28 protein-coding genes are annotated in these 25,256 nt (G+C 44.2%); 17 read left to right on the top strand and 11 right to left on the bottom strand.

Annotated features, from left to right (window positions below):
* The first annotated feature begins 141 nt into the window (after positions 1–141).
* The 4 genes from A3763_RS20955 to A3763_RS20940 are packed head-to-tail and all read left to right on the top strand — an operon-like array spanning position 142 to position 3,585.
* Positions 142–729 (top strand): gamma carbonic anhydrase family protein, encoded by a 588-nt coding sequence (locus A3763_RS20955; protein WP_068553422.1) that lies wholly within the window; start codon positions 142–144, stop codon positions 727–729.
* Complete coding sequence (ylqF, locus tag A3763_RS20950) at positions 730–1,665, top strand: ribosome biogenesis GTPase YlqF (protein ID WP_068553421.1); 936 nt, start codon at positions 730–732, stop codon at positions 1,663–1,665. It begins immediately after the preceding gene.
* A gap of 5 nt (positions 1,666–1,670) precedes the next feature.
* Positions 1,671–2,453 carry a TSUP family transporter gene (locus A3763_RS20945; protein ID WP_068553420.1) on the top strand — a complete coding sequence of 261 codons (783 nt, stop codon included), beginning with the start codon at positions 1,671–1,673 and terminating at the stop codon, positions 2,451–2,453.
* 25 nt (positions 2,454–2,478) lie between these two features.
* Positions 2,479–3,585, top strand: a complete 1,107-nt coding sequence (locus A3763_RS20940; RefSeq protein ID WP_068514624.1) for a YafY family protein — start codon at positions 2,479–2,481, stop codon at positions 3,583–3,585.
* A gap of 63 nt (positions 3,586–3,648) precedes the next feature.
* Here the strand turns inward: A3763_RS20940 and A3763_RS27725 are convergent, their stop codons facing one another.
* The 3 genes from A3763_RS27725 to A3763_RS20930 all read right to left on the bottom strand — a co-directional run bounded on the left by A3763_RS27725 (position 3,649) and on the right by A3763_RS20930 (position 5,786).
* Positions 3,649–3,792, bottom strand: coding sequence for a hypothetical protein (locus tag A3763_RS27725; RefSeq protein ID WP_156490390.1), 144 nt, complete (start codon positions 3,790–3,792; stop codon positions 3,649–3,651).
* A gap of 113 nt (positions 3,793–3,905) precedes the next feature.
* On the bottom strand, positions 3,906–5,153 hold the full coding sequence (locus tag A3763_RS20935) for an alpha/beta hydrolase (RefSeq protein WP_068514622.1): 1,248 nt from the start codon (positions 5,151–5,153) through the stop codon (positions 3,906–3,908).
* A 78-nt stretch (positions 5,154–5,231) separates the two neighbouring features.
* Positions 5,232–5,786, bottom strand: a complete 555-nt coding sequence (locus A3763_RS20930; protein WP_068514618.1) for an NnrU family protein — start codon at positions 5,784–5,786, stop codon at positions 5,232–5,234.
* A gap of 303 nt (positions 5,787–6,089) precedes the next feature.
* On the opposite strand from A3763_RS20930, the gene A3763_RS20925 reads away from it, so the two are divergent.
* The 3 genes from A3763_RS20925 (at position 6,090) to A3763_RS20915 (ending at position 8,333) form a co-directional block, all read left to right on the top strand.
* Positions 6,090–6,419: a hypothetical protein gene (locus tag A3763_RS20925; protein ID WP_068554002.1), complete on the top strand. Its 330-nt coding sequence runs from the start codon at positions 6,090–6,092 to the stop codon at positions 6,417–6,419.
* 137 nt (positions 6,420–6,556) lie between these two features.
* Complete coding sequence (locus A3763_RS20920) at positions 6,557–6,973, top strand: hypothetical protein (protein ID WP_068552917.1); 417 nt, start codon at positions 6,557–6,559, stop codon at positions 6,971–6,973.
* Between the two features lie 106 nt (positions 6,974–7,079).
* Complete coding sequence (locus A3763_RS20915; protein WP_068514611.1) at positions 7,080–8,333, top strand: methyl-accepting chemotaxis protein; 1,254 nt, start codon at positions 7,080–7,082, stop codon at positions 8,331–8,333.
* Between the two features lie 10 nt (positions 8,334–8,343).
* Here the strand turns inward: A3763_RS20915 and nadE are convergent, their stop codons facing one another.
* Together nadE and A3763_RS20905 are read right to left on the bottom strand one after the other, a co-directional pair.
* Complete coding sequence (gene nadE, locus A3763_RS20910) at positions 8,344–9,183, bottom strand: ammonia-dependent NAD(+) synthetase (RefSeq protein WP_068513073.1); 840 nt, start codon at positions 9,181–9,183, stop codon at positions 8,344–8,346.
* 64 nt (positions 9,184–9,247) lie between these two features.
* Positions 9,248–10,075 carry an outer membrane protein assembly factor BamD gene (locus A3763_RS20905; protein ID WP_068514606.1) on the bottom strand — a complete coding sequence of 276 codons (828 nt, stop codon included), beginning with the start codon at positions 10,073–10,075 and terminating at the stop codon, positions 9,248–9,250.
* Between the two features lie 222 nt (positions 10,076–10,297).
* On the opposite strand from A3763_RS20905, the gene rluD reads away from it, so the two are divergent.
* Both rluD and pgeF read left to right on the top strand, forming a co-directional pair.
* On the top strand, positions 10,298–11,242 hold the full coding sequence (gene rluD / locus A3763_RS20900; RefSeq protein ID WP_068514603.1) for a 23S rRNA pseudouridine(1911/1915/1917) synthase RluD: 945 nt from the start codon (positions 10,298–10,300) through the stop codon (positions 11,240–11,242).
* Positions 11,239–12,009 (top strand): peptidoglycan editing factor PgeF, encoded by a 771-nt coding sequence (gene pgeF / locus A3763_RS20895; RefSeq protein ID WP_068514602.1) that lies wholly within the window; start codon positions 11,239–11,241, stop codon positions 12,007–12,009. The genes rluD and pgeF overlap by 4 nt, the downstream gene beginning before the upstream one ends.
* A gap of 15 nt (positions 12,010–12,024) precedes the next feature.
* On the opposite strand, the gene A3763_RS20890 is transcribed toward pgeF, so the two are convergent.
* From A3763_RS20890 to folX, 5 genes are all read right to left on the bottom strand, one after another.
* A complete protein-coding gene (locus A3763_RS20890) occupies positions 12,025–12,972 on the bottom strand; it encodes a VanZ family protein (protein WP_068514599.1) in 948 nt (315 codons plus the stop codon).
* Positions 12,973–13,797 carry a DUF2059 domain-containing protein gene (locus tag A3763_RS20885; RefSeq protein WP_068514595.1) on the bottom strand — a complete coding sequence of 275 codons (825 nt, stop codon included), beginning with the start codon at positions 13,795–13,797 and terminating at the stop codon, positions 12,973–12,975.
* Between the two features lie 191 nt (positions 13,798–13,988).
* Positions 13,989–14,609 carry an FKBP-type peptidyl-prolyl cis-trans isomerase gene (locus A3763_RS20880; protein ID WP_068514593.1) on the bottom strand — a complete coding sequence of 207 codons (621 nt, stop codon included), beginning with the start codon at positions 14,607–14,609 and terminating at the stop codon, positions 13,989–13,991.
* 126 nt (positions 14,610–14,735) lie between these two features.
* On the bottom strand, positions 14,736–15,452 hold the full coding sequence (gene folM, locus A3763_RS20875) for a dihydromonapterin reductase (protein ID WP_068514591.1): 717 nt from the start codon (positions 15,450–15,452) through the stop codon (positions 14,736–14,738).
* Between the two features lie 6 nt (positions 15,453–15,458).
* Positions 15,459–15,827: a dihydroneopterin triphosphate 2'-epimerase gene (gene folX / locus A3763_RS20870; RefSeq protein ID WP_068514588.1), complete on the bottom strand. Its 369-nt coding sequence runs from the start codon at positions 15,825–15,827 to the stop codon at positions 15,459–15,461.
* Between the two features lie 215 nt (positions 15,828–16,042).
* On the opposite strand from folX, the gene A3763_RS20865 reads away from it, so the two are divergent.
* From A3763_RS20865 to A3763_RS20830, 8 genes are all read left to right on the top strand, one after another.
* Positions 16,043–17,281: an HD-GYP domain-containing protein gene (locus A3763_RS20865; protein WP_068634312.1), complete on the top strand. Its 1,239-nt coding sequence runs from the start codon at positions 16,043–16,045 to the stop codon at positions 17,279–17,281.
* A 134-nt stretch (positions 17,282–17,415) separates the two neighbouring features.
* Entirely contained in the window at positions 17,416–18,126 is a 711-nt protein-coding gene (locus tag A3763_RS20860) for a GspH/FimT family pseudopilin (RefSeq protein ID WP_156494858.1), read from the top strand.
* Entirely contained in the window at positions 18,111–18,662 is a 552-nt protein-coding gene (pilV, locus tag A3763_RS20855) for a type IV pilus modification protein PilV (protein ID WP_068634310.1), read from the top strand. Before A3763_RS20860 ends, pilV begins: the two co-directional genes overlap by 16 nt.
* A 14-nt stretch (positions 18,663–18,676) precedes the next feature.
* Positions 18,677–19,840 (top strand): PilW family protein, encoded by a 1,164-nt coding sequence (locus tag A3763_RS20850; protein WP_082880544.1) that lies wholly within the window; start codon positions 18,677–18,679, stop codon positions 19,838–19,840.
* A 19-nt stretch (positions 19,841–19,859) separates the two neighbouring features.
* Positions 19,860–20,342, top strand: coding sequence for a PilX N-terminal domain-containing pilus assembly protein (locus tag A3763_RS20845; protein WP_068634309.1), 483 nt, complete (start codon positions 19,860–19,862; stop codon positions 20,340–20,342).
* Positions 20,302–20,808: a hypothetical protein gene (locus A3763_RS20840; RefSeq protein WP_197475992.1), complete on the top strand. Its 507-nt coding sequence runs from the start codon at positions 20,302–20,304 to the stop codon at positions 20,806–20,808. Before A3763_RS20845 ends, A3763_RS20840 begins: the two co-directional genes overlap by 41 nt.
* Positions 20,805–24,260, top strand: a complete 3,456-nt coding sequence (locus A3763_RS20835; protein ID WP_068634307.1) for a pilus assembly protein — start codon at positions 20,805–20,807, stop codon at positions 24,258–24,260. The genes A3763_RS20840 and A3763_RS20835 overlap by 4 nt, the downstream gene beginning before the upstream one ends.
* Complete coding sequence (locus A3763_RS20830; RefSeq protein ID WP_068634306.1) at positions 24,260–24,727, top strand: type IV pilin protein; 468 nt, start codon at positions 24,260–24,262, stop codon at positions 24,725–24,727. The genes A3763_RS20835 and A3763_RS20830 overlap by 1 nt, the downstream gene beginning before the upstream one ends.
* 64 nt (positions 24,728–24,791) lie before the next feature.
* Here A3763_RS20830 and A3763_RS20825 read toward each other — a convergent pair whose 3' ends face one another.
* Positions 24,792–25,250, bottom strand: coding sequence for a DUF1499 domain-containing protein (locus A3763_RS20825; RefSeq protein ID WP_082865110.1), 459 nt, complete (start codon positions 25,248–25,250; stop codon positions 24,792–24,794).
* Positions 25,251–25,256 lie beyond the last annotated feature (6 nt).

Raw genomic sequence — 25,256 nt, 5'->3', positions numbered from 1 at the left:
TAGCAACTTGCTCGCATAGCGCTAGATACTGGTGAAGATCACTAATTTTCGGTATTCTCTGCCCTCAAGTTGAACCGAAAAAACACTTAGGTCGCAACGACGTCAATAACACCGCCAGATGTATCACAAGAGGATCAGCCTATGAGCTGCGTGAGAAACTATCTCGACTTTTCCCCCAAACTAGACTCATCAGTTTTCGTCGACCCAACAGCCATTGTTATTGGTGATGTTGAAATCGGAGCCGATAGCTCTATCTGGCCTTTAGTCGCGATTCGCGGTGATATGCACAAAATTCGAATTGGTGAACGCAGCAGTATTCAGGATGGCTCTGTGTTACACATCACACATGCTGGCCCCTATAATCCAGACGGTTTTCCACTCACCATTGGCTCTGACGTTACCGTTGGTCATAAAGCTCTGCTACACGGCTGCACAGTAAAAGATCGAGTATTAGTAGGCATGGGGGCGATTGTTATGGACGGCGCGGTGATAGAAGAAGAGGTCATTCTCGCTGCAGGTAGCGTTGTCCCGCCAGGCAAGGTTCTGGAGTCCGGCCATATGTATCGTGGCAGCCCAGCAAAAAAGATCCGCCCCATTAGTGACAAGGAAAAAACCTTTTTCAAGTACACTGCAAGCAATTACGTCAAACTGAAAAACCAGCATATGGATGACCTTTCAAAACAAGGTTTGGATACTCGTCCAGACTCTCTTAAGAATCAGGATAAGTAGATGGCAATTCAGTGGTTCCCGGGTCATATGCACAAGGCCCGCAAAGAAATTAAGAAAGTCATGTCTCAAATAGATGTGGTGATAGAAATACTGGACGCTCGGATTCCATTCAGCAGCTCCAACCCAATGATTCGCCAGCTTAAGGAAGATAAACCCTGCATTAAGATTCTCAACAAGTCTGATTTAGCTGATCCAGACGTAGTCAAAGCTTGGCAAGAACACTTCGAAAAAGATGCACAAGTTAAAACCTTGGCAATTAGTGCTAATACCCTTAGCAATAAAGGCGCTATCGCCAACTTATGTCGAAAACTCGCACCACATCGTCAAGATTCAGATAAGCCCATAAATGCCATGATTATGGGCATTCCCAATGTCGGTAAATCTACCCTGATTAATTCCATCGCCGGCCGAGCTATTGCAAAAGTTGGCAACGAACCTGCGGTGACAAAGCGCCAGCAAAAGATAAACCTTGATAACGGCATCGTTCTCTCGGACACCCCTGGCGTACTCTGGCCAAAACTCGAACCCGAAACCTGTGGTTATCGTTTAGCGGCAACAGGCGCGGTTAAAGACACCGCAATGGAATATGAATCCGTCGCTATTTTTGCCCTGGAGCATTTGGCAAACCATTACCCAGAAGCCTTGGCAACTCGCTTCAAGCTCGACTTCTCTACCTTTGATCTTCAGCAAGATAAGCTGGAGTTATTAAAACTTATCGGTAGTAAACGGGGCTGCCTAAGGGCGGGTGGTATTGTCGACTTATATCAAGCCGCAACTATTGTTCTAAATGAATTACGTTCAGGCAAGCTAGGCCAGATTTGCCTCGAGACTCCAGAAATGATGGAACGAGAACTTGCTGAGTTCCGCGCCATGATTGAAGCCAAGCGCCAGGCTGAAGAAGAGGCAAAGGAAAAACGTAATCAGGACGCTGATTAAAGATAATGTCAGAACTTAGCCTTGTTCAGTGTGCATTAATCGCTCTCACCTTTATTTGGAGTGGATTTGTGCGTTCAGGCTTAGGCTTTGGGGGAGCAGTACTATCACTGCCCTTCCTACTGTTAATTCACAATGACCCTTTGCTTTACCTGCCAATCATTTCGCTTCAGTTGCTATTCTTTTCGGGCTTAATATTTTTTGAAAATCACAAGATTCGCAAGAAATATGCACACCAGGGCGCACAAGACGAATCAGCTATTGATTGGCCCTATCTAAAGCGTGCGCTTCTAATTATGCTGATTCCTAAGATTATTGGCGTATTTGGGCTCATAACCTTGCCTGCTACCGTAATGGGTTTAATAATATTTTCTATCGTCGCGGTTTATTCCGTCACTTATATTTTTAACAAGCCCTTTAAGAGCCGTTTTAAGTCGCTGGATATCACTTTTTTAATGCTCGGTGGTTACGTCAGTGGTACCTCACTCATCGGGGCTCCTTTATTAACAGCTGTTTTCGCCTCACATGTTAAGAAGGAGCAGCTGCGAGACACCTTATTTGCCCTATGGTTTATTTTGGTGTCGATCAAAGTCGCAGCTTTTATTTATCTGAATGTCGACTTCCAGCTAACCCACCAACTATGGCTGCTACCCTGCGCGGCTCTTGGCCACCTGTTAGGTTTAAAGTTTCACCGAAAACTACAAGAAACCGACTCAGTCGTATTCTATCGCGTAATGGGTAGCGTCTTACTGCTCGTCAGTTTTATTGGTTTGTTGCGCGCTTTGCAATAAGCCACCGTATTGAAAGTGAGGACCAATGCAAACCTTTCTTAGAAGATTAGAAATACTCAACTATTTGAAGTCGCAGCACCTCGCCATCGGCACGGATGAAATTATTCAGCATTTGAGTGATGCAGGCTATCTGGATACTCAGGCCTCCAAAGCAAAAAGCCAGTTTAGACTCGTACAACGTGACTTGAAGTTCCTACTCGGTGACGAAATAGACGATAATGACTACCATAACGAGTTTGGCCTAAGCACTGAAAAAGGCCTGGGAAAGAGCCGGCTCTGGCGTCTCGACCCTTATTCTCTTATTGGCTACAGTTTTGAGAAAATGCCTGACTACATGGCATTGGCACTCTCCATAAGCCAAAAGCATCTGAAGCAAGTCTTACCTGTTGATACTCAGAATGTCCTTAAATCTATTTTTCAGGAAGCTCAAGACAAGCTTCTAAAACAAGAGAAGTCGATTTCCCCCAAGCATTATCAACGCCTGACTAGCGCCGTAGAATTTTTCCAACGCGGGCAACAGTTAAAGGCTGCCGATTTTGACCTGGAAATGCTAAACCGGATATACAGCGCTATCCTTCATCGCAAACGCCTGATACTAAGCTATCAAAGCCAAGGAAAACTCAAAGATTATGAGGTTCATCCTTTCGGCGTTGCGATTATGCTGCCGAAAATATATTTAGTCGCCAAGAAGGAAGGTGACATGCAAAAGGGCGATGAGGCTTTTCGAAGTTTCTTGATTCATAAGATAAGTGACTTAAGTGTTAGCAGTCACGCAAATGCGGTGCCTGAAGATTTCGAGCTAAAAAGCTATCTAGATCAAGGAAATATGGATGTCTTAATCGACTTTCAAGACGCTCAGACTTACACCCTGGAGCTGAGTATTACGACGGGAAAACACAGCAATTTAATACAAGACTTACACGACAACCCTATCAGTCACGATCAGGAGCTACATCACGCTCACGATGATGACTGGAGCTTAAGTGCTACAACTAAGCGCACGGTTCAACTCAGAAACTGGTTAATGTCATTAGGCCCTCAGGCCAAAGTGATATCGCCCGACATCATCAAACAGGACCTTATCGATAACATCGACTTGATACGGGCGAACTATATAAAGCGTCAACACTGACATTAAGTTTAAACGAGATAAGCATGAAACTATTGGCTCTAGCGTCAATACATACTTCCTCTATTAAACTGGCTCAACCAGTACCAAACGCATATCCTGACCTTCAAAAATCTCTTTTAAAGTGTCACGAACATTATGAATGTTGTCGCTTTTGATGCGGAAACGAAACTTAGTGCCTTTTTGAGTGAATGCGTTAATTCTGAACATATTAGATCTCCTGATGATATAGGTCAGCAGCATTTAATGTGTGCTGCTAAGTAAGTACAGGATCTATAATATGGAGCGGAGCGACATATTTTGTCGCTAAATAGGAGTTTTCTTTAATTTCCTTTATTTTTCTTAAGAAAATCTCGATGCCATTGCTCAAGACGCTCAGCAACCCCTAATAATACATAGTCGCTGCGTAGCGAAGAGAATACATCAAAGGCGTGTTGCGCCCCCGCGATCTCGGCAAACTCCACACTTTGCTTAGACACTTCATCTAGCCGACTGGCAAAGTATTGCGCTTCCCCTAGAGACGTCAGCGAATCTTTATCGCCATGAATGATGAGGAAAGGAGGTGCCGCTTCATTAATGTGATTGATCGGCGACATATGACGATATATCTCGGTATTTTCTTGTTTTGTCTGTTTGATAATATTCTTGCGCATGATGATATCCAGGCCAACCGTCAGTTGCAGATTCTGCTCATTCATCAAGTCGTAAATACCATAATAGGGAATACAACCTTGCACACTGGTATCTACATCTTCGAAGCCAGGTTGTAGACTTTCATCATTGGCGCTCAGACTGAGCAAAGAACATAAATGGCCACCGGCAGAGCCCCCTGTTGTTACGATGAAGTCAGGATTACCACCATACTCCTTAATATGCTCCTTCACCCAAGCCAAGGCTCTTTTGCAGTCGATTATATGCTCTGGCATGGTCGCCTTCGGACTTAGCCGATAGTCAATGGCTACGCAAATCCAACCCCGTTTAGCCATTTCCACCATAAGCGGAATACCTTGCTCCTTTTTGCTGCCATAACCATGAGTCCAGGCACCGCCGTGAATCTGAAATAGTACCGGCGCAAAATTGGCGGTCGTTCTTGCTCGGCGAATATCGAGCTTCAGATTCATACCATCAACTTTATGGTAAACGACGTCTTTAATATTTTGCACACCGGGATCTGTCCAACTGTAGAAGGGATAAAGCAGCCGAAAAGTATCAAGCTCTTCATGACGGCTCCAGGAGCTATTATCTTCCTTACGACGATGAGGAATAACGATCTGATCCATCAGACCTTTGGCTTTGTAACCAGAAAAATAGTGGTAACTTAGAAACAGCCAGGAAAGCACACATATCACTAATGACACGGCTGGAATAAAACTGTCGACCGCACCAAAAACAACAAAGAGGAAGACAACTATCAACTGAAATGCAATAACGTGCAAAGCCAGCTCTCCGGTCAGCCAGCCCAGCAAAAAGCTAAGAACTATCCATTTCGGATGAGAGTAATGGGGACGCAATACATTAACAGCCATTGCCAAACACAAGAGACTGAATACAAAGAATACAAACGTCGCCATATTTACCACCTCAACTTAGGGATAGCTTTGCCGCAAAATCACACTATAAAAGACTTTCGCTAAAGAAACGTAACGTACCTAGAAAAGCGGCACGCCAAACAATTGCATATGGTGCATCGCGACAGCACCATAGGCGATCACGCCGACACCTATAACAACAAATGTCATATAGGCTGGCTTAGGTTCCGGCTTGACCCATTCTGACCGTTTGTTCGCACGAATCATATCTATTACAGCATAGGCAAGAAAACCACCAAATAACAGAATTGAAGCCGCATCACCATTGATTAACAGGTGCCCCAAAGCCCACAATTTTACGCCAGCTAACATTGGGTGACGAACTCTACGTTTAATGTTGGAAGGGATATAGGCCGCAACAAGCAAAATAAATGCAGGCAGCATCAGAAGCTTGGTCAGGTGTGACAAAAACTGTGGTGGTTGCCAAATAGAAATAAACGGAGCATCGGCCTTACCCATAATAATCAGAGCAAAACCTGCTATAGAAATCACCGCAAATATGCCTTTGTAGGGCAGTTCTCCAAGTTTATCGATATATTTTTGTCGCAATTCGGGCAAGGTAGGTAAAAGATGAATACCGATAAAAATAATCAGTCCAATAAGTAGTGTGGTCACGAATCTGTCTCCCAGGGCGTTTATTCAGGTCATCATTTTGTTTGTATTATTTTCCAGTGCAGAGGATAAGAGATCATCACTATTAAATGCTAGCCCTATACTGATGAATTCAGCATCTAAAACACAGTTTGCCAAATATGGAAGTTAAAGCAGCGCCCTTTAAGGAAGCCTCAGATCGGCAACAATTACGGTTAAAACCTACATAGCCTTACATTAAATAACAAGACTTAACACACTAAAAATTATAGTTAACTATAATTCGCCGCGAGTTTTTAGCCCTATCAACCTGCTTCGGAGATCTGAATGATTCGTACCTTAACCAGCTCGTTAAGTGCTTCACATGTTTTTCTATGCACCACTATCGCTATCACTCTTTTTTCGCCCAATAGCTTCGCCAACCCGCTCATGAGCAAAGAACAGTACGCCGACTATAGCGTACGCTATCAATGCGCCGAGATACTGTTTCATAATGATCTACAAAAGAAAGAAGCTGAACTCATTAAAATTGAAGACCAGTACGGCTTAACCGACGATAACTTTGATGCCTTTGACGAACTCATCACCGAATACGAGCGTGACGACACTTTGCTCGATACTGTCCGAGAACGCATCACTAAAGAATGCTCAAGCTAACAAAAAGTAAGAGGGCTCTATTCAATGAGCCCTTTCCTGTCACAATTTCTAATGGTAGAAACTGTCTTTCCCAAGCACTGTATATTCCAAACATATTCCCTGAGTTACTATAAGACACCTAATCAGAGGAATACTAAATGACTAACGTAGCCGACTATTTATTACTTACCGCAGCGTTTTCCTTACTGCTGTCTCTTGCCTTGGCTTGGTTAGCCTCCTTTATCCTTTACGCTGATATAAAAGCACTTAAGCGTCTATTTCCTGCTAGCCACCAGCTTATCCGAGCGCATATTGATTACATCTTGATGTGCCTATTGCTGGTAGCCTGCTATTATTTGAATGAAAAGCTTAGCCTAGAACTACCCGGCTGGGTCATTTACACCACGTGCTTTGGAGCACTGTACAACCCTTTCGGCTTCATTGTGCTAGCTATAAAACCTCACATGGCTAAGCCTAAGTCGACTAGCGATAAAGCCCGCATTCTTCTAGGCTTCTTACCCGCGACAATTGGCTACGGTTACATTATGTGGCTTACCTTGATCACATTATTGTAAGCCCAGTAATCAAACCGCTTCTTCGAGATGGTAAGTCTGTGGTTATTAGCTATGCTAAGGGGTAGAAACAAGCTTATTCAGCTCCATTACAATACAAAGACCACAAATGAAAGCATTCTCAGCACACAACTGCCTGGTTATCTTACCGGCAACTCTTCTCTTTCCTTTAAGTTATTGGTTTGTAGGCGCTAGCACCGAAAACAGCTTACTAGCGTATATCTTGACTACCCTGATATGCTGCACATTGTCTTTGGTTTGGTATCAAAAAATAGTTATTTCACCCATAAACGCAGGAATCTCTGCATTAAAAGCGAACCTCGAAGAGAAGTTTTCTTACTCGACGCAATTAAATACCCAAAACATGTCTGGCGCGCCCAAAGAGTTATTTGAAATTTTGAATCAGCGCCTGAGCAATGCTGAGCAGGCTATACAGGGGATTCACCTTAGAGCCTCCCGCTTGCTCCCTATGAGCGCAGAATTAACCGAAACCTACAGTGCCATGAGCCAGAATACGATGATGCAATCTCATCACGGCGGCGTGTTGAGTGGAGCAATAAATAATATGGTCATGGCGACCGAAAACATCGAACATGACATTGGAGATATCAATAATCATATTCTCGAAATGAATAGCGAGCTCAATAGCTTTGGCGAGCACCTACATGCAACAACTTCCTCAATTGATACCATTGAAAAGCGCATATCTGAGTCGAATGAAGTATTAGATAAATTGCGTAACGATAGCGACCAGATCAACCAGATTATCACCGAGATCACCAGCATCGCAGAGCAAACTAACCTACTGGCACTCAACGCAGCAATCGAAGCAGCCCGTGCAGGCGAACAAGGTCGGGGTTTTGCCGTCGTTGCCGACGAAGTACGTTCACTGGCCGAGAGGACTCAAAGTTCAGCCGAACAGGTAAAAAGTATCGTCGATAGCATCCACACGAGCACACATGATGCCTCCAGTGTTATGCAGTCCAGCCAGAAAGACATTCAAATAACCGTTCGAAGTGCCCAATCCTCGAAAGAAGGCTTAAGTAAGACGGAGCGGGCTATCAAAGACATTATTTTATTGGCACAAAAGATCAAAGACGCCATGGCCTTACAGTGTGAAACAGAAGAAAAGTCAAAACGCTCTGCTGATGCGATCAGCAAATTGAATAGCGAAGCTTTGCAGCATAACTCCCTTCAGGCGATTACCAGCGAAGACCTTAAGAAGTTATCCGACAGCATCAGTGCTAATTTATCTTCAATTCATATCGACGAGGTTCTCAGCTCTACAGACCGTAGAACCAAAATCCGTCAAGAGAGAAAAGAAGTTAGCCAGTCAGATACAGATGAATCTGTTCTATTCTAAGGCCTAAGGCTTAGTCGTAGATACTAGGAATAGGCTGGCGCTTGTGTTGGGTGCTTTGATAAATCTTCATCAAGCGCTCTTCAGCCCATTCTTCGATTTCTTTTCCTTCCAAAAAATCATCGATTTGATCATAGCTGATACCCAATGCGTCTTCATCTTTCTTGCCCGGTTCGTTGGACTCAAGATCTGCAGTTGGGGCCTTGGATATAATAGCCTCTGGCGCGCCAAGAAAGCTTGCGCAAGCACGCACCTGACGCTTATTCAAACCAAACAAAGGGATCAAATCCACTGCACCATCACCGTATTTGGTGAAAAAGCCGGTTATATTTTCTGCAGAGTGATCCGTTCCCAATACCAAGCCACCCAAAATACCGGCGATATGATATTGGGCAACCATCCGCTCTCTCGCTTTGACGTTACCTTTTGAAAAGTCCAAACGTTGATCGGAAGCATGTAACTGGTCTACCGAGTCCAGTGCTGCAGTCACCTCTTGATGGATTGCATCGGAAGCTGACTTTACGTTTACCGCAACTGCGTGACTTGGTTGAATAAAGTCAATTGATAGCTGCGCATCATGCTCATCAGCCTGCTCGCCATAAGGTAGCCGTACTGCAACGAACTGGAAGCTATGAGGGTGAGCATTTTCCTGGTTAAGCTGATCAACGGCCATTTGCGCCAACTTTCCACAGGTGCAAGAGTCGATGCCACCACTAATGCCAAGCACCAAAGTTTTCAAACCTGAATCTTTCAATTTCCGCTTGATAAATGCAACACGCGTATTGATTTCCTGCTCAACATCTATCTCAGGCTTAACTTTCATTTCTTGCAATATTTGCTGACGTAGACTCATTCTCTTAACCAACCTTTCTATAAAAACAGTGCCCTTGTAAGAGCCTTTCAATTAAAGAAAATCCTTACTCAAATAAACCAAACGATATGACGCTCAATAGACTGCGGCTATGTTCAAGCTTATGCATCGCCACAAACTCGCCGCCATCATCAAAGCCTTTACCTTTTGGAAAGTTTTCTCTTAACACAGCCAAAGCATCATCTGCCTGTGAAGGAAGATCCAAATACCGATAAAGCGAAACCATCATAATTAAGGCCTCTTCGACACTTGGCGACGCGGGGTAATCTTTAACAACATAGGCCGCCCGGTTTGCCGCTGCCAGATAGGCTTGGCGTTTAATATAATATCGTGCAGCATGCAGTTCATAAGCCGCAAGACGATTTCTGATTTGTATCATTCTCTTTTGCGCATCTGCAGCATAGCTACTATCGGGGAAGCGAATTAACAGTTCAGAAAAATCTTTAAAGGCCAAACGCATATGCCCCGGGTCACGCGAGGTAATATCAACCGACGAAAAGTACTGACTGGAAACACCGATATCCAAATGATAGTTCGCTACTCCTCGTACATAATACGCGTAATCCACGCTCGGGCTTTGAGGGTGTAAACGAATAAAACGATCGGAAGCGAGAATCGCGCCTTCTAGATCTAGCCCACTATAACGCGCATAGATTAAATCTAACTGAGCTTGCTCAGCATATTGCCCAAAGGGGAAACGGGACTCCAACTCTTCTAGAGCGATCGTTGCTTGAGGAAAGTTCCTTAACTTGATCGCTCGTTTAGCATCATCATACAACTCTTGTTCTGTCGATTCTTTTTTCGGAGTGGAACTACAAGCAGAAAGAAACAGGACTGCTACCAGAGAAATCACGAGTGCAAAGTGTGAACGCATAATTGGATAAGACTTCTTGAGAATAATTGGAAAATGGTATTCGTTTTCTACACATTTTAATAAATGCTCACCAGAGATGCTCTCGGTGAGGTTATAATAGCCGACATTATTTCATATTTTACATTTTGCGTGTATGACAAATAATCAAACTTGAGGTTTCAACTCCCTTATAAGTCATAATTATTCAGTCTATCCCGTGATTTCTTTACATATCGAGACCTTATGAGCCAAATTATTGAAGCTGACTTTGTTGTTCCATTAGAACTATCTGGCATGCGTTTAGATCAGGTCATTGCTGATTTTATGCCTGAGTATTCTCGCTCACGCCTGCAACAATGGATTAAACAAGGCCATATTCGCGTAAACGAAGAAATCGCGCGGTCCAAAGACAAAGTCAAAATAAATGATCTCATTGAAGTGAAAGCCGAGCTTGAAAGTCAGGGAGAGTGGCTTGCTGAAGACATCCCGCTTGATATCGTTTATCAAGATGAAGACATTCTGATCATCAACAAACCAGCTGGAATGGTAGTTCACCCCGCCGCCGGTAACCACTCAGGCACTTTAGTTAACGCCTTGCTGCATCACTTTCCTGATATCAAAGCCGTTCCCAGGGCCGGTATCGTTCACCGCCTGGATAAAGACACGACCGGTTTAATGGTGGTCGCTAAAACACTAACAGCTCACGCCCATATTGTTGAACAACTTCAAAGTCGCGAAATGGGCAGAGAATACGAAGCTATCGCTGCAGGAGTCATGACGGGCGGCGGAACCATCAACGAGCCTATTGCACGCAGCCCTAAAAACCGCAAAAAGATGGCCGTCAACCAGTTCGGCAAACATGCGGTGACTCACTATCGCGTTTTAGAACGCTTTCTCGCTCACACTCACATACGCGTTAAATTAGAAACTGGACGAACCCATCAAATTCGCGTCCATATGGCACATATTAAACACCCGCTTATAGGGGACACCACCTATGCAGGAAGAATGAAACTTCCAGCCGGTGCAAGCGATGAAGTAAAAAATAAACTTAGGCAATTTGAACGACAAGCATTGCATGCTAAAAAATTAACCCTCATTCACCCTCAAACTGGTGAGGAGATGAGCTGGGAAGTCGATTTACCTGAAGATATGCAAAACTTACTAGCGGTGCTAAGCGAACAATGAGCCCTTGCGACTTACCTACAACATGGTTAAAACCTGAATGGCCCGTCGCGAGTCAAGTAGTCGCCTTTACTACGTCTCGCTTGGCTCCCGACACGATGCCAGATAGCAAGCTAAGCAGCTACCAAGACTTTAACTTGGCCCTACACGTCAACGATAATGAACAAACTGTACGACACAACAGGACAGTACTTGCGTCCCACTGCGCCTTAAATGCAGAGAATATTCATTGGCTGGAGCAGATACATAGTAATACTCTTGTTCAGGCCGAAAGCTCATCTATCAGCACTCAAGCAGACGCAAGTTATACTCGCAAGCAGCAAGAAGCCTGTGTCGTTATGACGGCCGACTGCCTTCCGGTACTGTTCTGCAACAAACAGGCAACGCAAGTCGCTGCCGCACATGCGGGTTGGCGAGGCTTAGCTTCTGGCATCCTAACTAAGACTGTAGAAAGCTTTGACTCACCCAATGAAGTAATTGCCTGGCTTGGCCCGGCAATCAGCCAAAAGGCATTTGAAGTTGGCGACGATGTCTATACAGCATTTTGTAACAAAGACCCCGAAGCCGCTCAAGCCTTTATCCCGGGAAAGGAACCAGGAAAATGGTTGGCAGATTTATACCTACTTGCCCGGATTGAGCTAAAAGCCATTGGAGTCAGCGCGATTTATGGCGGCACGCATTGCACCTTTCTTGAAAACCAACACTTCTATTCTTTTCGCCGTGATGGCCAAGTCTCGGGTCGTATGGCTTCTCTGATTTTCTTGCGCTAGAGTTTGGGTAAGGAATTAATCAGATTCTAAACGAATATTATCAATGTAAACCGTCAACTCCTGCTTCGGCTTATACATATAAAGCATCAGATCTACAACCTGTCCCATTTCCATTTTTCTGGTCTGTAAGCCATCACGAACCTTATCTAAGGGAATACTGTATTGATTCAGACCTTGAGCAATACGTACTCTAGTCTTGAAGCGATCATGATATTGATTCTGGTGTTTCATATCATGAATTCGCAGCACGGCATTTAGCGTCTCTGGTGCTTCAGAGTAGATCTCGAATTTTAGTCGATCATAATCCTGCCAGTCTCGATGCAAGTAGGCGAAACGCATTCCGGGATAGAGGGCATCTTTATTAAAGCGAAGCTTTCCAACCTGAGATTCATTAGCCCAGTCACCAGGTGCTTTGACAACTTCAAGCTCACTGCCATTTTTTGCTAACACAATTTGAGCCCAGCCAAAACTCTCGAAGTTCGCGATCACCGGAAATAAGCGATCAGCCTCCAGCTTCACATAACATCGATAAGCTGGGTAAAGCAGGCTTGCCAAAATCAAAAACAAAGCTATTCCCTGCATCATCATTTTCCGGCTTCTGCTAGTACTTCGAAATCGAGCGAGATACCACAGCAATGCAGCCAAACAACCAAAAACATCGTAAACAAAGTCTATTAAGCTACGCTCCCGGCCTACATAAGGCTGAACCAGCTCAACCAACAAACCAAACGAGAGGCAAAATAAAAGAAGGTAAATCAGCTCTTTTAAGGGCCGAAGCTGAGCAAAAAAAACCAGCAGCAGATAGGTCGCTAAACCGAAGACCAAAGCATGGCCAGAGTTGATCAAATGAGGATAAACCAAACCTTCAGAAGGCAACAAACTGAAGAACAATAAGCAAGCGAGTAGTAATACGCCACTTGGCAGTGCTTGCTTAATAGTCTGAAGGCTTATATCAAATAACATTTATTTTGCGCTAGAAAGCCCGGACACCAACTCAGAAACAAAACCTTGAATATACAAATCGACAATATCGACACCTACCTGCCAATACGCCTGACCCGGCTTACTCTTTAAAAATGTAATGTAGGCAGAGAGGTCCTCATCATTCAAATTACGATAGCTGTAATTTGCGCCCATCAACATAAATTCGGAAAACTGCTGACTTAGCATTGGTTCCATGCTCTGCCACTCCTGATTCATACGAGCTTCTAAAGCAGCTGCCTTATTTGGATTAATAACAGCAACCGCTTCCAAAACCGAAAAATACACGCCTTTCATTAGCTGAATAACAACCTTATCAGCATTCAGAGCTAAAGAAAGCTTCTCTAGCAATTGCGCTCTATCCTGCTTAACAGACTTGAAGCTTTGCTCCTGAAAATAGCGTTGCATCTTCTGCTGAGCTTCTGGTGTACTGGCCGCCCGTTCCTCTGTACTGATGCGTTGACCTAAGGGAGAAGCCAAGAACTTAATCGCATCAGACAAATCTTCAGCACGCTGATCCTGACTCAAATAAACCATTGCAATCTGTTCACCATCAACCTTTTTCGCTGCATGAGTCACGGCCGCACTGGTCTTTTCAAAACTGACGGAACTATTGACTGACAAACGTTTCATATCAAGCTGCTGCCCCATAGAATCAGGCAAAGAAGCAATCAACTCACTCAAGCCAGAGTCATGAAGAAACTGCTTCGCTTCCTCGATACTCAAACCTTTAGCCATCAGGGGTGCGGCGTGAGAAACAAATACAAGTAATAGGAAGGCTAAAGCCCTGTTTACCAATGCGTTCATGGAAAATTCCTTTGGAAAGCGCTGACCATTTGAAATCAGTAAATAATTTTCTGCCAAGAGCAGTTAATGCAAGAATATCATAGCCCCAGAGAAAGGGAGCAGGATTAACAAAGGGTAAGGCTTTGAGGGGGGGAGAGTATAAAGATATTGAACCTCATGCGTAGCGAGACGCATGAGGGAAAGCTATTTATCTAGCCAACAATTTCTAGCAACTCGATATCGAATACCAAAGCTTGGTATGGGCCGATATCGGCGCCAGCACCTGCTTCGCCATAAGCAAGGTGATATGGAATGTATAGCTTCCACTTAGAACCCACTTTCATTTGCTGAAGTGCTTCAGTCCAACCAGCAATCACGCCACCAACAGGAAATTGAGCTGGTTCGCCACGGTCATATGAGCTATCAAACTGCTTACCGTCGATCAAGGTACCACGATAGTGAGTGCTTACAACACTTTCAGCTGTTGGTATATCACCTTCACCGGCAGTGATTACTTCGTACTGAAGACCGGACTCTAGAACCGTCACTTCATCACGCTTAGCATTCTCTGCCAAGAAAGCTTCACCTTCACCCGCAAACTTCTTAGCTTGCTCTTGCTTCTCTGCTTCAACCTGAGTCTGAATCACTTGAAACGCCGCATTAATTTCTTCGCCAGGAATCTGTGGCCCCTTGCCAGAAAATGCGTCATTGATGCCAGCAATAGCAGCTTCTAATGACAGTCCGTTAAAGACGTTAGCTAATTGTTGGCCCATTTGAAGACCAACACCATATGATGCTTTCGCCTCATTTGTGGATAAATCTAAATCCGACATAGTGATTCCTGTAAATTCGTAAGATTAATAAGTTTTGATCAAAACAATGTTTGATTGCACAAAGATATAAGGACGTTTTTATCTAATAAAAGGGGGCAATTGAATTATTTTTGAACAGGCCACGCTTTATTTTAAATGCCGCCCACCATCGAGTTCTATACTTCGGCCTGTCATGTACTCACTTTGCAGCAAGTAGTGAATTGCGCGTAGGATTTCTTGAACGCCCCCTTCCCTCGCCATAACAGATTTGCTAAGCGCCTTTTCTTTATAGGCTTGTGTATCTTGCGCATTAAATATAATTAGCGCCGGCGCGATTGAATTAACAGTCACCTCTGGTGCTAGTTTTGCAGCATAAGACAAGACGAGATTCTCGGCAGCAGCCTTACTTGCCGCGTAAGCAATATGTTTTTTACTTCCGGTAGCTGCAACATAGTCGGTAATATGAATGATATCGGCAATGCCATCCGGGTAGGCCCTGAGCAAGGGCTCAAGTGCCAGATTCAAGTGATAAGGAATATTGACATGCACATTCATCATTTGTTGGATAGTGCTTAAATCATCTTCCCGATTTTTGCTATCGGGCAACCAATCAGAGGCATTATGGATAATTGCTCTTAACGATGTATGTTTTGCACTTACTGCATCAATCAACTGACTCACCTGCTCAGGGTATTGAAAGTCACACTGATATAACTCAGCTCCCATATCCTTCAGCTTCACCAATTCCGGGTAGCTAGTTCGATAGGTACCGATCACATGATACCCTTTGGCCAAACAATCAAGCGCCAGCGCCAAGCCAATGCGCCTGCCTACACCAGTGATCAAAACAGGTGACTTACTCATAAAACACTACTCCGGCTTCCTATATTCGAGACTGAGAGAAACTGAATCAGCAAAACGTAGCGCGTGAGGTTTATCAATTCGTACTTTCGCATAGCTCACCCAAGAGTGCTCACTGCAAAGACCCAACACGTCTGACACCAGTTTTTCCAATAATAGAAAGCGACCATCCTCAACATGCTTAATAATGCTTTTTGCAATGTGTTTATAGTTCAAGGCATCTTCAACACTATCTTCCAGGCACAGTTTATTTGCAGGATAATGTACTTCCACATTAATAATAATATCTTGTTGCTTTTCCTGTTCCTCAGGATTGAACCCAATATAAGTTCGAAGTCGCAAATTTGTAATATTGATAATCGCGTTATTAACAACCATTAAAAACAGCCTTATATTTCTTATTCCAACCCACCGAGCTTAGACCTAAATCGAAGCAGCGTAAATATCTGGGGATGATATAAACAGAATTTTCAATGCTAAGCTCAATACATCCAAATTGGTCAGATACTATTTTTGCGTCTAAGCTCCATTAAACAGCATAAATAAATTTTTATTCCTAGTAACGTGATTCCTGGTAACTTGCACACTAAGAAATGATTGAATACACACCACCCTCACAAGACAAGACTAAGTCTCTTATCGAAGTAAAGCTCCCTGCTGATTCATTAGAAATAGGCATGCATGTCACTCGTTTAGACAGACCCTGGACTGAAGTACCAGTACTGCTTCAAGGCTTAACTATCGAGACACCAGACCACATCGATTTACTCCGCGAACACTGTGTATTTGTTTATATTGAAATTGAAAAAGAGTTTTGGCTTGAATCAGGTAAAGGCACCGTTGAAGCCAAGGAAGAGAAACAATACCCCGGTTTTCGTGAAGAACTCGAAATCCACGATGAACTACCCAAAGCCAAACTAAGCTATGAAAAAACCAAAGACCATGTCGATGAAGTATTAACAAGCCTGAGCAATGGTGAATCATTTGATATGGATGCTTCGCGTAAAGCGATTCAATCTTGCGTCAGCAGCATTCTAAATAATGCTAACGCCCTACTATGGCTTACACAGGTAAAAGAACAGCACAAGTATACAGCAGAGCATTCGTTGCGCGTCGGTATATTAGCAATTGCCTTCGGGCGTTTCATTGGATTAAAAGAGCACGAGCTAGAAACCATCGGTCTGTGCGGCATGCTACATGATATTGGTAAAACTAAAATACCAGACGACATATTGAACAAACCAGGCCGTCTAACACGCATCGAATATGACATAATGAAACAGCACTCGGTGTATGGCAAAGAACTATTAGACGAACAACAAGGCGTCAACAAACTAATTAAGGATACAGCACACTTTCATCACGAACGTATCGACGGCAAGGGCTACCCAGAAAAACTAAGTGCAGCTTACCTCCATCAGTTTGTACGCATGGTATCAATTGTCGATGTTTATGATGCAATCACAAGTACCCGTTCATACAAAGACGGCTCACCAGCCTTTGATGCTTTAAAAATTCTCTACGCCGAACGAGACAAGCACTTCGACTCCGAGCTGGTTGAAGCGTTTATTCGTATGGTAGGCATTTACCCTCCGGGTACTTTGGTCGAAATGACCAACGGTGAAGTAGGCATCGTCGTATCAGCGAACGCTGACTCTCGTCTGCGCCCTAAAGTTGAACTGGTCATGACAGCCGATAAAAAATTCCGCTCTTCCTACGTAATTAATCTGATTAAAGACCCGATAGACAAGCATGGTAAACCCTATGCTATTAAGGAAGGCATTACGAATGGTACTCACGGTGTAGACGTAAAAGACTATATCTTGCAATAAATTCAGGCGCTTTAAGCAGCCCGAAAATTAGATGTAACGCACAATTTCAATTCCGGAATTACCGTCTATCATTACTATCGACCACTTGTCTCTTTGAGCTTGTTAGTTCTGCTCCTCAACTGTTTAATGACATTATGAAAAAACATATACCCCCAATTACAAATCCGCGTTCGCCGTTAAATAAACGGCTGATGGCGGGCTTTACGCTAGTCGAGTTGATGATTACCATCGTCGTCTTAGGCATCCTATTGGCAATGGGTGCACCAAGCATACAAGAGACGATTGATAAAGCTCGGCTTACATCTCAAACCAATGCCACTCTGGGCATGCTGGCCTACGCTCGTAGTGAAGGGGCTAAACGCCCTGGTACAACCATTACACTCTGCGCGAGCAATAGCATAAACACCGGCGCACCGGCATGTGACACCAACGACTGGGAAAATGGCTGGTTTATTATGTCTGACCTTAACGGCGATCAGGTGTTAGATAACATCAATGAAGATTTAAACGGCGATAATGTACTAGACCCTGGCGAAGACCTAAATGGCAACGGCGTTCTTGATAACGCCGTCGACGAAGTCTTACGAGTTGGCGAAAGGTTAACAGGTGATAACACTCTCCGAACGTTTGGCTTTCCTAATCAAGGCTTTGTTCAGTTTGATTCAAATGGTATCCCCGGTTCCTCAGGCACTTTTGTTTTGTGTGACGAGCGCGGTATCACTGAAGCCAAAGCAATTATTATTAGTGTGATCGGCCACGTCAGGTCAGCGGTAGACGAAGAAGAAACGCCCGATGATATCGTTAACAACCATGAAGGGGTGAATGTAATATGTCCAGCAAGCTAAGCCCCTATGCATCTTCAGCCCAACTATTGCAGCCTCTTTCTCCTAAGCATCAGGGTGGGTTCACTCTGATCGAGATTCTGGTTGCCATTGTTATTTTATCAATTGGTTTGCTGGGTGTTGCTAGCCTGCAAGTTCAGGGCTTACGTAATAACCAAAGTGCCTATCTTCGCTCGCAAGCCTCTCTACTTGTTTATGATATGGCAGACCGTATGAGAACAAACGCTGATGAAGCGATTGCCGGTGCTTATGACGGCTTCGATTCACTTGGCACAGTGCCATCAGACCCGGGCTGTATTAACAGCATCAATGGCTGCAGTGAAGCTAGATTGGCAGACAATGATTTGTTTGAATGGGCACAACGCCTCAATGGCACTGATGAGTCAGCCATTCTTTTACCCGATGCACGGGGCAGAATAATCCGGGGTGACAATAACCTGTTTACCATTGAAATCTCCTGGAATGAAACACAGTGGGATGACGAAACACAAAGCAATCAAGTCTCTAACCAAACCTTTTTGGTTAACCTAGTGTTGTAAGGGAGGAGCACATCATGAATCAATATCCAACAACATTACAGGCACATTCAGGCTTATCAACACTCAAGCGAATGTCTGGTCTCAGCTTAATCGAGCTAATGATTGGCCTAGTCATCAGTTCAATTCTAATGATTGGTGTTTCGAACATTTACTTCAACTCTCGTGAGTCAGATACATTTACCAACGAACTATCACGCATTCAGGAGACAGGTCGCCAAGCCATTGATTTCCTGGCTCGGGACATCCGCATGGCAGGCTATCAAGGGTGTATGGACCCAGCAACAGTTGCGGTCAATATCATTGCCAACACCCCCCCCACCGAAAACTTCTTTAAATCTGCTTTAATCGGCTTTGAGGTCGAAGATAACAATTGGGCAACAGACAACGATATCGATCCGCTTACTGGAGACATTATCCGAAATAATGGCGAATATTTTAGAAATGAAGATTTTGTCGACAATGCCTTGGTAGGTAGTGATGTCATTTCAATTCAGGGAGCCACCGTTGCTAATGCTCAGCTCGTAGGCAACATGACAGCCGCCAATGCAAACATTCAAATTTCTAATAATGATATGGGCTTTGTTCAAGACGACATTGTCGTGATTGCCAGCTGTCAAAACGCAGATATGTTTCGTATTACCAACAACCCTAATGCTGGTGCCAATGTTACGCTTGCTCATGCAATGGGTTCCAATAGCGATAACCGCTTGAGCCAACCTTATACAGATTCCGCTCAAATCATGAGATTTGAGTCAGTCGTCTACTTCGTTGCTGCGACGGGTAGAACCACAGACCGAGGTATACCGATCAACGCGCTATACCGAGCGACAGACACGATGAGTAATACGGCCAACCCTAATTTTACCGTAGAAGAACTTATTTCGGGTGTCGACAATATGCAGGTTCTTTATGGCGAGCGCCTAGTAAATGGCAACCTTCGTTATGTCACAGCCGATGAAGTTGACGACATGCAATTAGTCGAGAGCGTTCAACTCGGCCTGCTTATTAGCGGAAAACGAGAGGTGCTGCTCACTAATGATGAAGCCTCTTATCTATTGCCCGGCGAGACAATTCAATCCAGCACATCTGATGCAGAGGTTATCTATGACTCAGATCGACGTTTACGCCGTGAGTTCAGTACAACAATCAACTTACGTAATCGACGTACTACAATTTAGATCAGGTGGTATTTGAAGTATGAAAACCAGAACTCATCAAACCCTTAATAACATACCACGCCAGCAAGGTGCGGCACTCGTTATTAGTTTAATCATACTAATCGTTATGACGCTAGTCGGCGTATCTTCCATGAGCACATCACTGGTACAAGAAAAAATGGCTGCGAATGCTCAAAATACTAATATCACCTTTCAAGCTGCTGAAAGTTCAGTTGGTGGCCTGCTGCTAGATCTCACCAACAATCAGGATGCTCTTACCGATACGATGGGCGAGCCAGGCACTCGTGGAGAAATTACTAGCTATGATATTGAAGCCATTGATGTCAGCGCTGATTATCAGGTGACCTATTTAGGTGAAGTTATACTCAGCAGCGGCAGCTCATTAGATGCCGACGAAGGTTCTACAGACGTCAAAGCCCAACGTTTTGATGTCGCTGCAACAGGCAGGCTGGAATCAACGAATGCACAAACAGTACTTCGACAGGGTATTGAGTACTATTAAGTTATTACGAATAGAACGAATTACACGAGAAACCAATATTGATGACCCTCATCTGCAACGAGGCCATCAGGAGGCAACAATGAAAAAAACATATCGACTCACTTTATCTCTATTGATTGGCCTGCTCTTTAGTAGTTTGGCCTACAGCGATGCAAAGAATAATATTGGTGAAGATCGTGACCCGCCAACCCCCTTAGAGCATGTCACATTAGGTTATGAAACAGAATCTATTGAACTTAATCGGGGGCTGAATGGCAAAGTACATAGTATTGAAGCCCGCGAGTGCCCGACTTGCGCGCTAAATAAGTATAAAGTGACCGCTGCTAGCAAAGCCTATATCAGCTCACAAGCCGTACCCTTTGATGAGTTAACTAAATACAACGGAAAAAGCGGTGCAGTCAGTTACTATCCGGAAACAAACGAACTCCATCATCTTCGCTATTTCAATTTGGAGGCGACAAAATGAAAACCATCAGTTCTAAATTCAGCCACGGTATCGCCTCTTGCATCATCACCTTACTCTCTGCCAATTGTGCCCACGCAGATGATACCGAAATACTATTTGAATCCAGCGCTTCAAATGAACTAACGCCTAACGTGCTGTTTATTCTTGATAACTCAGGCAGTATGGCAAGTACAGTTAAGACTGAAACACCCTATGATAATAGTGTTAACTATACTCAAAAAGCCATAGACGATGGCAAGAGCGCGTACTCAGATACGTATATCTATGTCTACAACAGCTATTATAGATATAAAGGGCGAATTTTAAGTAGCCAGAACCATTGCCAAACGATGGTTGATAAGTTGGCAGCATCGGGCCAATACACATCGGCTAAAACAGCAGGCTTCAAGAAGAGCAGTAACTCCTGGAAAAGTTTGTTTGGCAACTCTAGTGGTGCGCAATGGGTCAGCGGGGGCTGGCAAAACTCGAATGTTATCGAGTGTAAAGACGACCGTGGCGAACACGGGAAAAACGGTACCACCGGCAACACTTATGCTCGCAACAATAATTCCATGTGGACGAGTAACAAATCAAAAGAAGTTAGTTGGGGAGGTTACAGAACATACGACTTCTTTTCAGCAAACTATCAAAACTGGTACAAGTACTACCGAGAGCCGGTTTCACAGTCTCGAATATCGATCATGAAGAACGTTATTACCAACCTCGTTAATAGTACCTCCGGTATCAATATTGGCTTAATGAGTTTCAATACTGACCAAGGCGGTAAACAAGGCGGGCGCGTAACAACTCCGATCGGCTACATCGAGGACAATCGTACCGCCTTTAACGCGGATTTAAAGAGCTTATCTCCTGATACATGGACTCCGCTTTCAGAAACCTTATTTGAAGCCTCTCGTTACTATTCAGGTGGCAGTGTATTCTTGGGCAGGGGCAGTGTCGCAGCGTCGAAAGACCCAAGCAGCTCTAGTAAATACAACAGTCCAATCTCTGATGAATGCCAACCCAATAACGTTGTCTTACTTACCGATGGTGAGCCTACCTATGACGCTTATAATTCAGGTTATAGTGACTCCAATGATACTGCATCACGCTCTGTAATACAGAAGACTGTTGGCTCATGTTCCGGCAACTGCCTAGATGAAATATCTCGTTATATGAACGAAAACGATATTAGCAACGAGTACGACGGCGAACAAACAGTGACGACCTATACGATTGGTTTTGAGCTGGACGATGATCTATTACGTCGTACCGCAGAAGGTACCGACTCACACGCCGGTGGTGGCGGTAAGTATTATACTGCCAACGATACCACCGAGTTAGAAAGTGCGATTAAGCAGATTTTCTCTAGCCTTAAGGATATTAGCACCTCCTTTGTTTCTCCTGGCGTCGCTGTGAACACCTTTAACCGCCTTAACCATCGTGATGAGTTATATTTCTCGGTATTCAAACCTGAAAGCGGCCCACGCTGGACAGGGAACTTGAAACGCTACCGGCTGGGTTCTGACGGTATTGTCTATGACCTAAAAGATCGCGCCGCGATTGATGAAGAAACAGGTTTTTTTAAAGGTCGTAGCAATACAGAAACCGACCCCGGTGCATGGAGCTGGTGGTCAAAAGAGATCGATGCAAACGATATTCAACTCGGGGGTGCAGCAGAAAACTTGCCCAATAACGAAGCCGACCGCAATATGTTCACTTATTTGGGCGGTTCCAAAAACCTAACAAGCGCTGAGAACAAAATATCTTCTGACAATACAGCCATAACCAAAGACATGCTAAATATCAGCTCAGCCACTGATGCAGAACGTCAACAGCTACTCAACTGGGTTCGCGACCTAGATGTATTTGACTCGGATGGTGATGGTAGTCAAACTGATACTCGCCACCGTTTAGCCGACCCTTTGCATTCATCTCCCGTTGTTGTCATTTACGGGGGTAGCGATGATGACCCTGATACGACTATATTTTTTGGCGATAACCAAGGCTTCCTTCATGCTATCAATGGTCGCTCGGGCACGAGCAGCACTTATGGTCAAGGTGAAGGGGAAGAATACTTTGCCTTTATGCCTGACGAGCTACTAAGCAACCAAGCAGAGCTGATGGAAAATTCTCAGTCTGTTTCTCATATCTATGGGCTAGATGGTTCGGTATCCGTTTGGTCACACGACAGCAATAACGACCTCGACCTTTACGATGCCGATGACTTTGTCTATGTGTACACGGGCATGCGTAGAGGCGGGAGTAATTATTATGCGCTTGACGCTTCTGATCGTAACTCTCCACAATTCCTATGGGAAATCAAAGGCGGCCCGGGTGGCACAAATGGCTACGAAGAATTAGGCCAGACTTGGTCTAAACCCGTGAAAACAAAAATTAAGATGGGCAATAATATTCGCGAAGTCTTAATTTTTGGCGGTGGCTACGACACCAATCAAGATACAAACACTACACGCTCTACTGACTCTATCGGCCGTGCAGTATATATCGTGGATGCAGAAACAGGCGATAAGATATGGAGTGCGACAGGCTCTAACTTCAGCGACATGCAATACAGTATTCCCTCTAATGTAAAAGCAATTGATGTGAATGGTGATAAAATTGCCGACCAAATTTATGTCGGAGATATGGGCGGTCAGCTCTGGCGCTTTGATATCGACAACGAAAACAGCAGTACGAATTCACTGACCGTAAATGGTGGCGTTATTGCACGCTTGTCTGGCACCGATACTGCAAACAATAGACGTTTTTACCACACACCCGATGTATCTATTCTTCGAAATGATGGTCAAGTCAACCTAGCGATTGTGATTGGTTCTGGCTGGCAGGCGCACCCTTTGGACACCAATGTGGTAGACCGTTTATATCTAATCAAGAGCTCTGATGTCTTTGAGCCACCAACGAATGAAGATGGCGCTATCACTTATACCACGCTCACTGAAGAAGATCTTTATGATGCAACTGAAAACCACCTAGGTGATGTTAGCGCACAAAATACAAAAGACGAACAAGAAGCCGCTTATAAAGAGTACTTTGGTTATGATGACGGTGAAGGTAATGTTGTTCCACCAAAAGAAGGCTGGTTTATACGCTTAACACGCTCTGGTGAAAAGGTCTTAGCGCCAACGCTAACGGTTGACGGCGATGTTTACTACACCACTTACGAACCCAAGCCCAATAAATCGGGCTGTACCTTTAACCCCGGTATTTCTCGTCTATTTCATGTAGCGTTATTAGATGCAACACCGGTCAAAAACTATGATGGCATTGGCTTGGATACAGAGTTGACGGTTCCCGATAGAGAAGTGAAAATTCTTGCCACGCAAATACCTGCACCACCTAAGAGGCTATGCATAGATAATAAATGTACTATATGTACAGGTTTGGAGAACTGTGAACCACCCGAAGGTGAACGACCTATTATTAAAACCTATTGGGTTCAAGAGGAGTAATGATGAATAATTACAGCTCAATATATAAGAGCCAACGTGGCTTCACTTTAGTGGAGCTACTAGTAGTCGTCGCTATTGTCGCAATCATTAGTGCTATCGCTATTCCGGCTTATCAAGACTATGTCATCGATGCCAGAAGAAGTGATGCGAAAACTGCGCTCGTTGCATTTGCCTCGGCAATGGATAAACACTCGACACAAACAAACTCCTATCTGGGGGCAGCACAAGGTGGTGATACAGGCTCCCCAGCTATTTTTTCAACAACGGCACCTCTAGGCAGCAGTGCAGTGTTCTACAACCTAAGCATCACCGCGGCGACAGGGAGCACTTATACCTTGCGTGCAACGCCTACTAACGCTCAATCAGGCGATGGCTTTTTAGAATATAACTCCCTAGGCCAAAAAAGCTGGGACGAGGATAATAGCGGCGCGATCGGTGCAAATGAGTTTGACTGGGATAAGAACTAAACGATAGATACGCCGTTCAATAAGGCCTATCAGCTTTCCGCTGACAGGCCTTTTTTAATTTCGCTTATTGACTCAATACAGACAGTCGCCTAGCAAAGTCCTCATATCGCTTCCGGTTAACACCTAAGTCTGAATACCCCACCCTACTCGCTGAACGAAAGTGAATTAGCTTCTGCTCATCATCCAGATAAACCTCCACATCGTCTTTGAAACGCATCAGCGGACTGGTAAAAACGGCATACAAATAGTGATCACTTTGCTGAAGAATTTTTGCCCCCGGCATAGCGTCTATGACATTTTGAACCTTCTGCATCTGCTGCTTTGCTTCTATATCGAAGGCAATCGATTTTACCTGCTTATCAGGCTTATCGGTTTGAGTTGATACGCTATTAGGCCGACTTCCCAAGGGCTTCAGCTCACCATTTTGAACACCTAATTTAGGTGCTGTATTGTTCTCAATTACTCGCATTGTGATGACTCCAGCCAGTATAAAAAATATCAGTAGATAAATAACTTTCTTCATTGTCTT

It is taken from the genome of Oleiphilus sp. HI0128 (assembly GCF_001635365.1).
The sequence above is the reverse complement of the archived record's forward strand: the minus strand, read 5'-3'. Positions and strand labels throughout refer to the sequence as shown.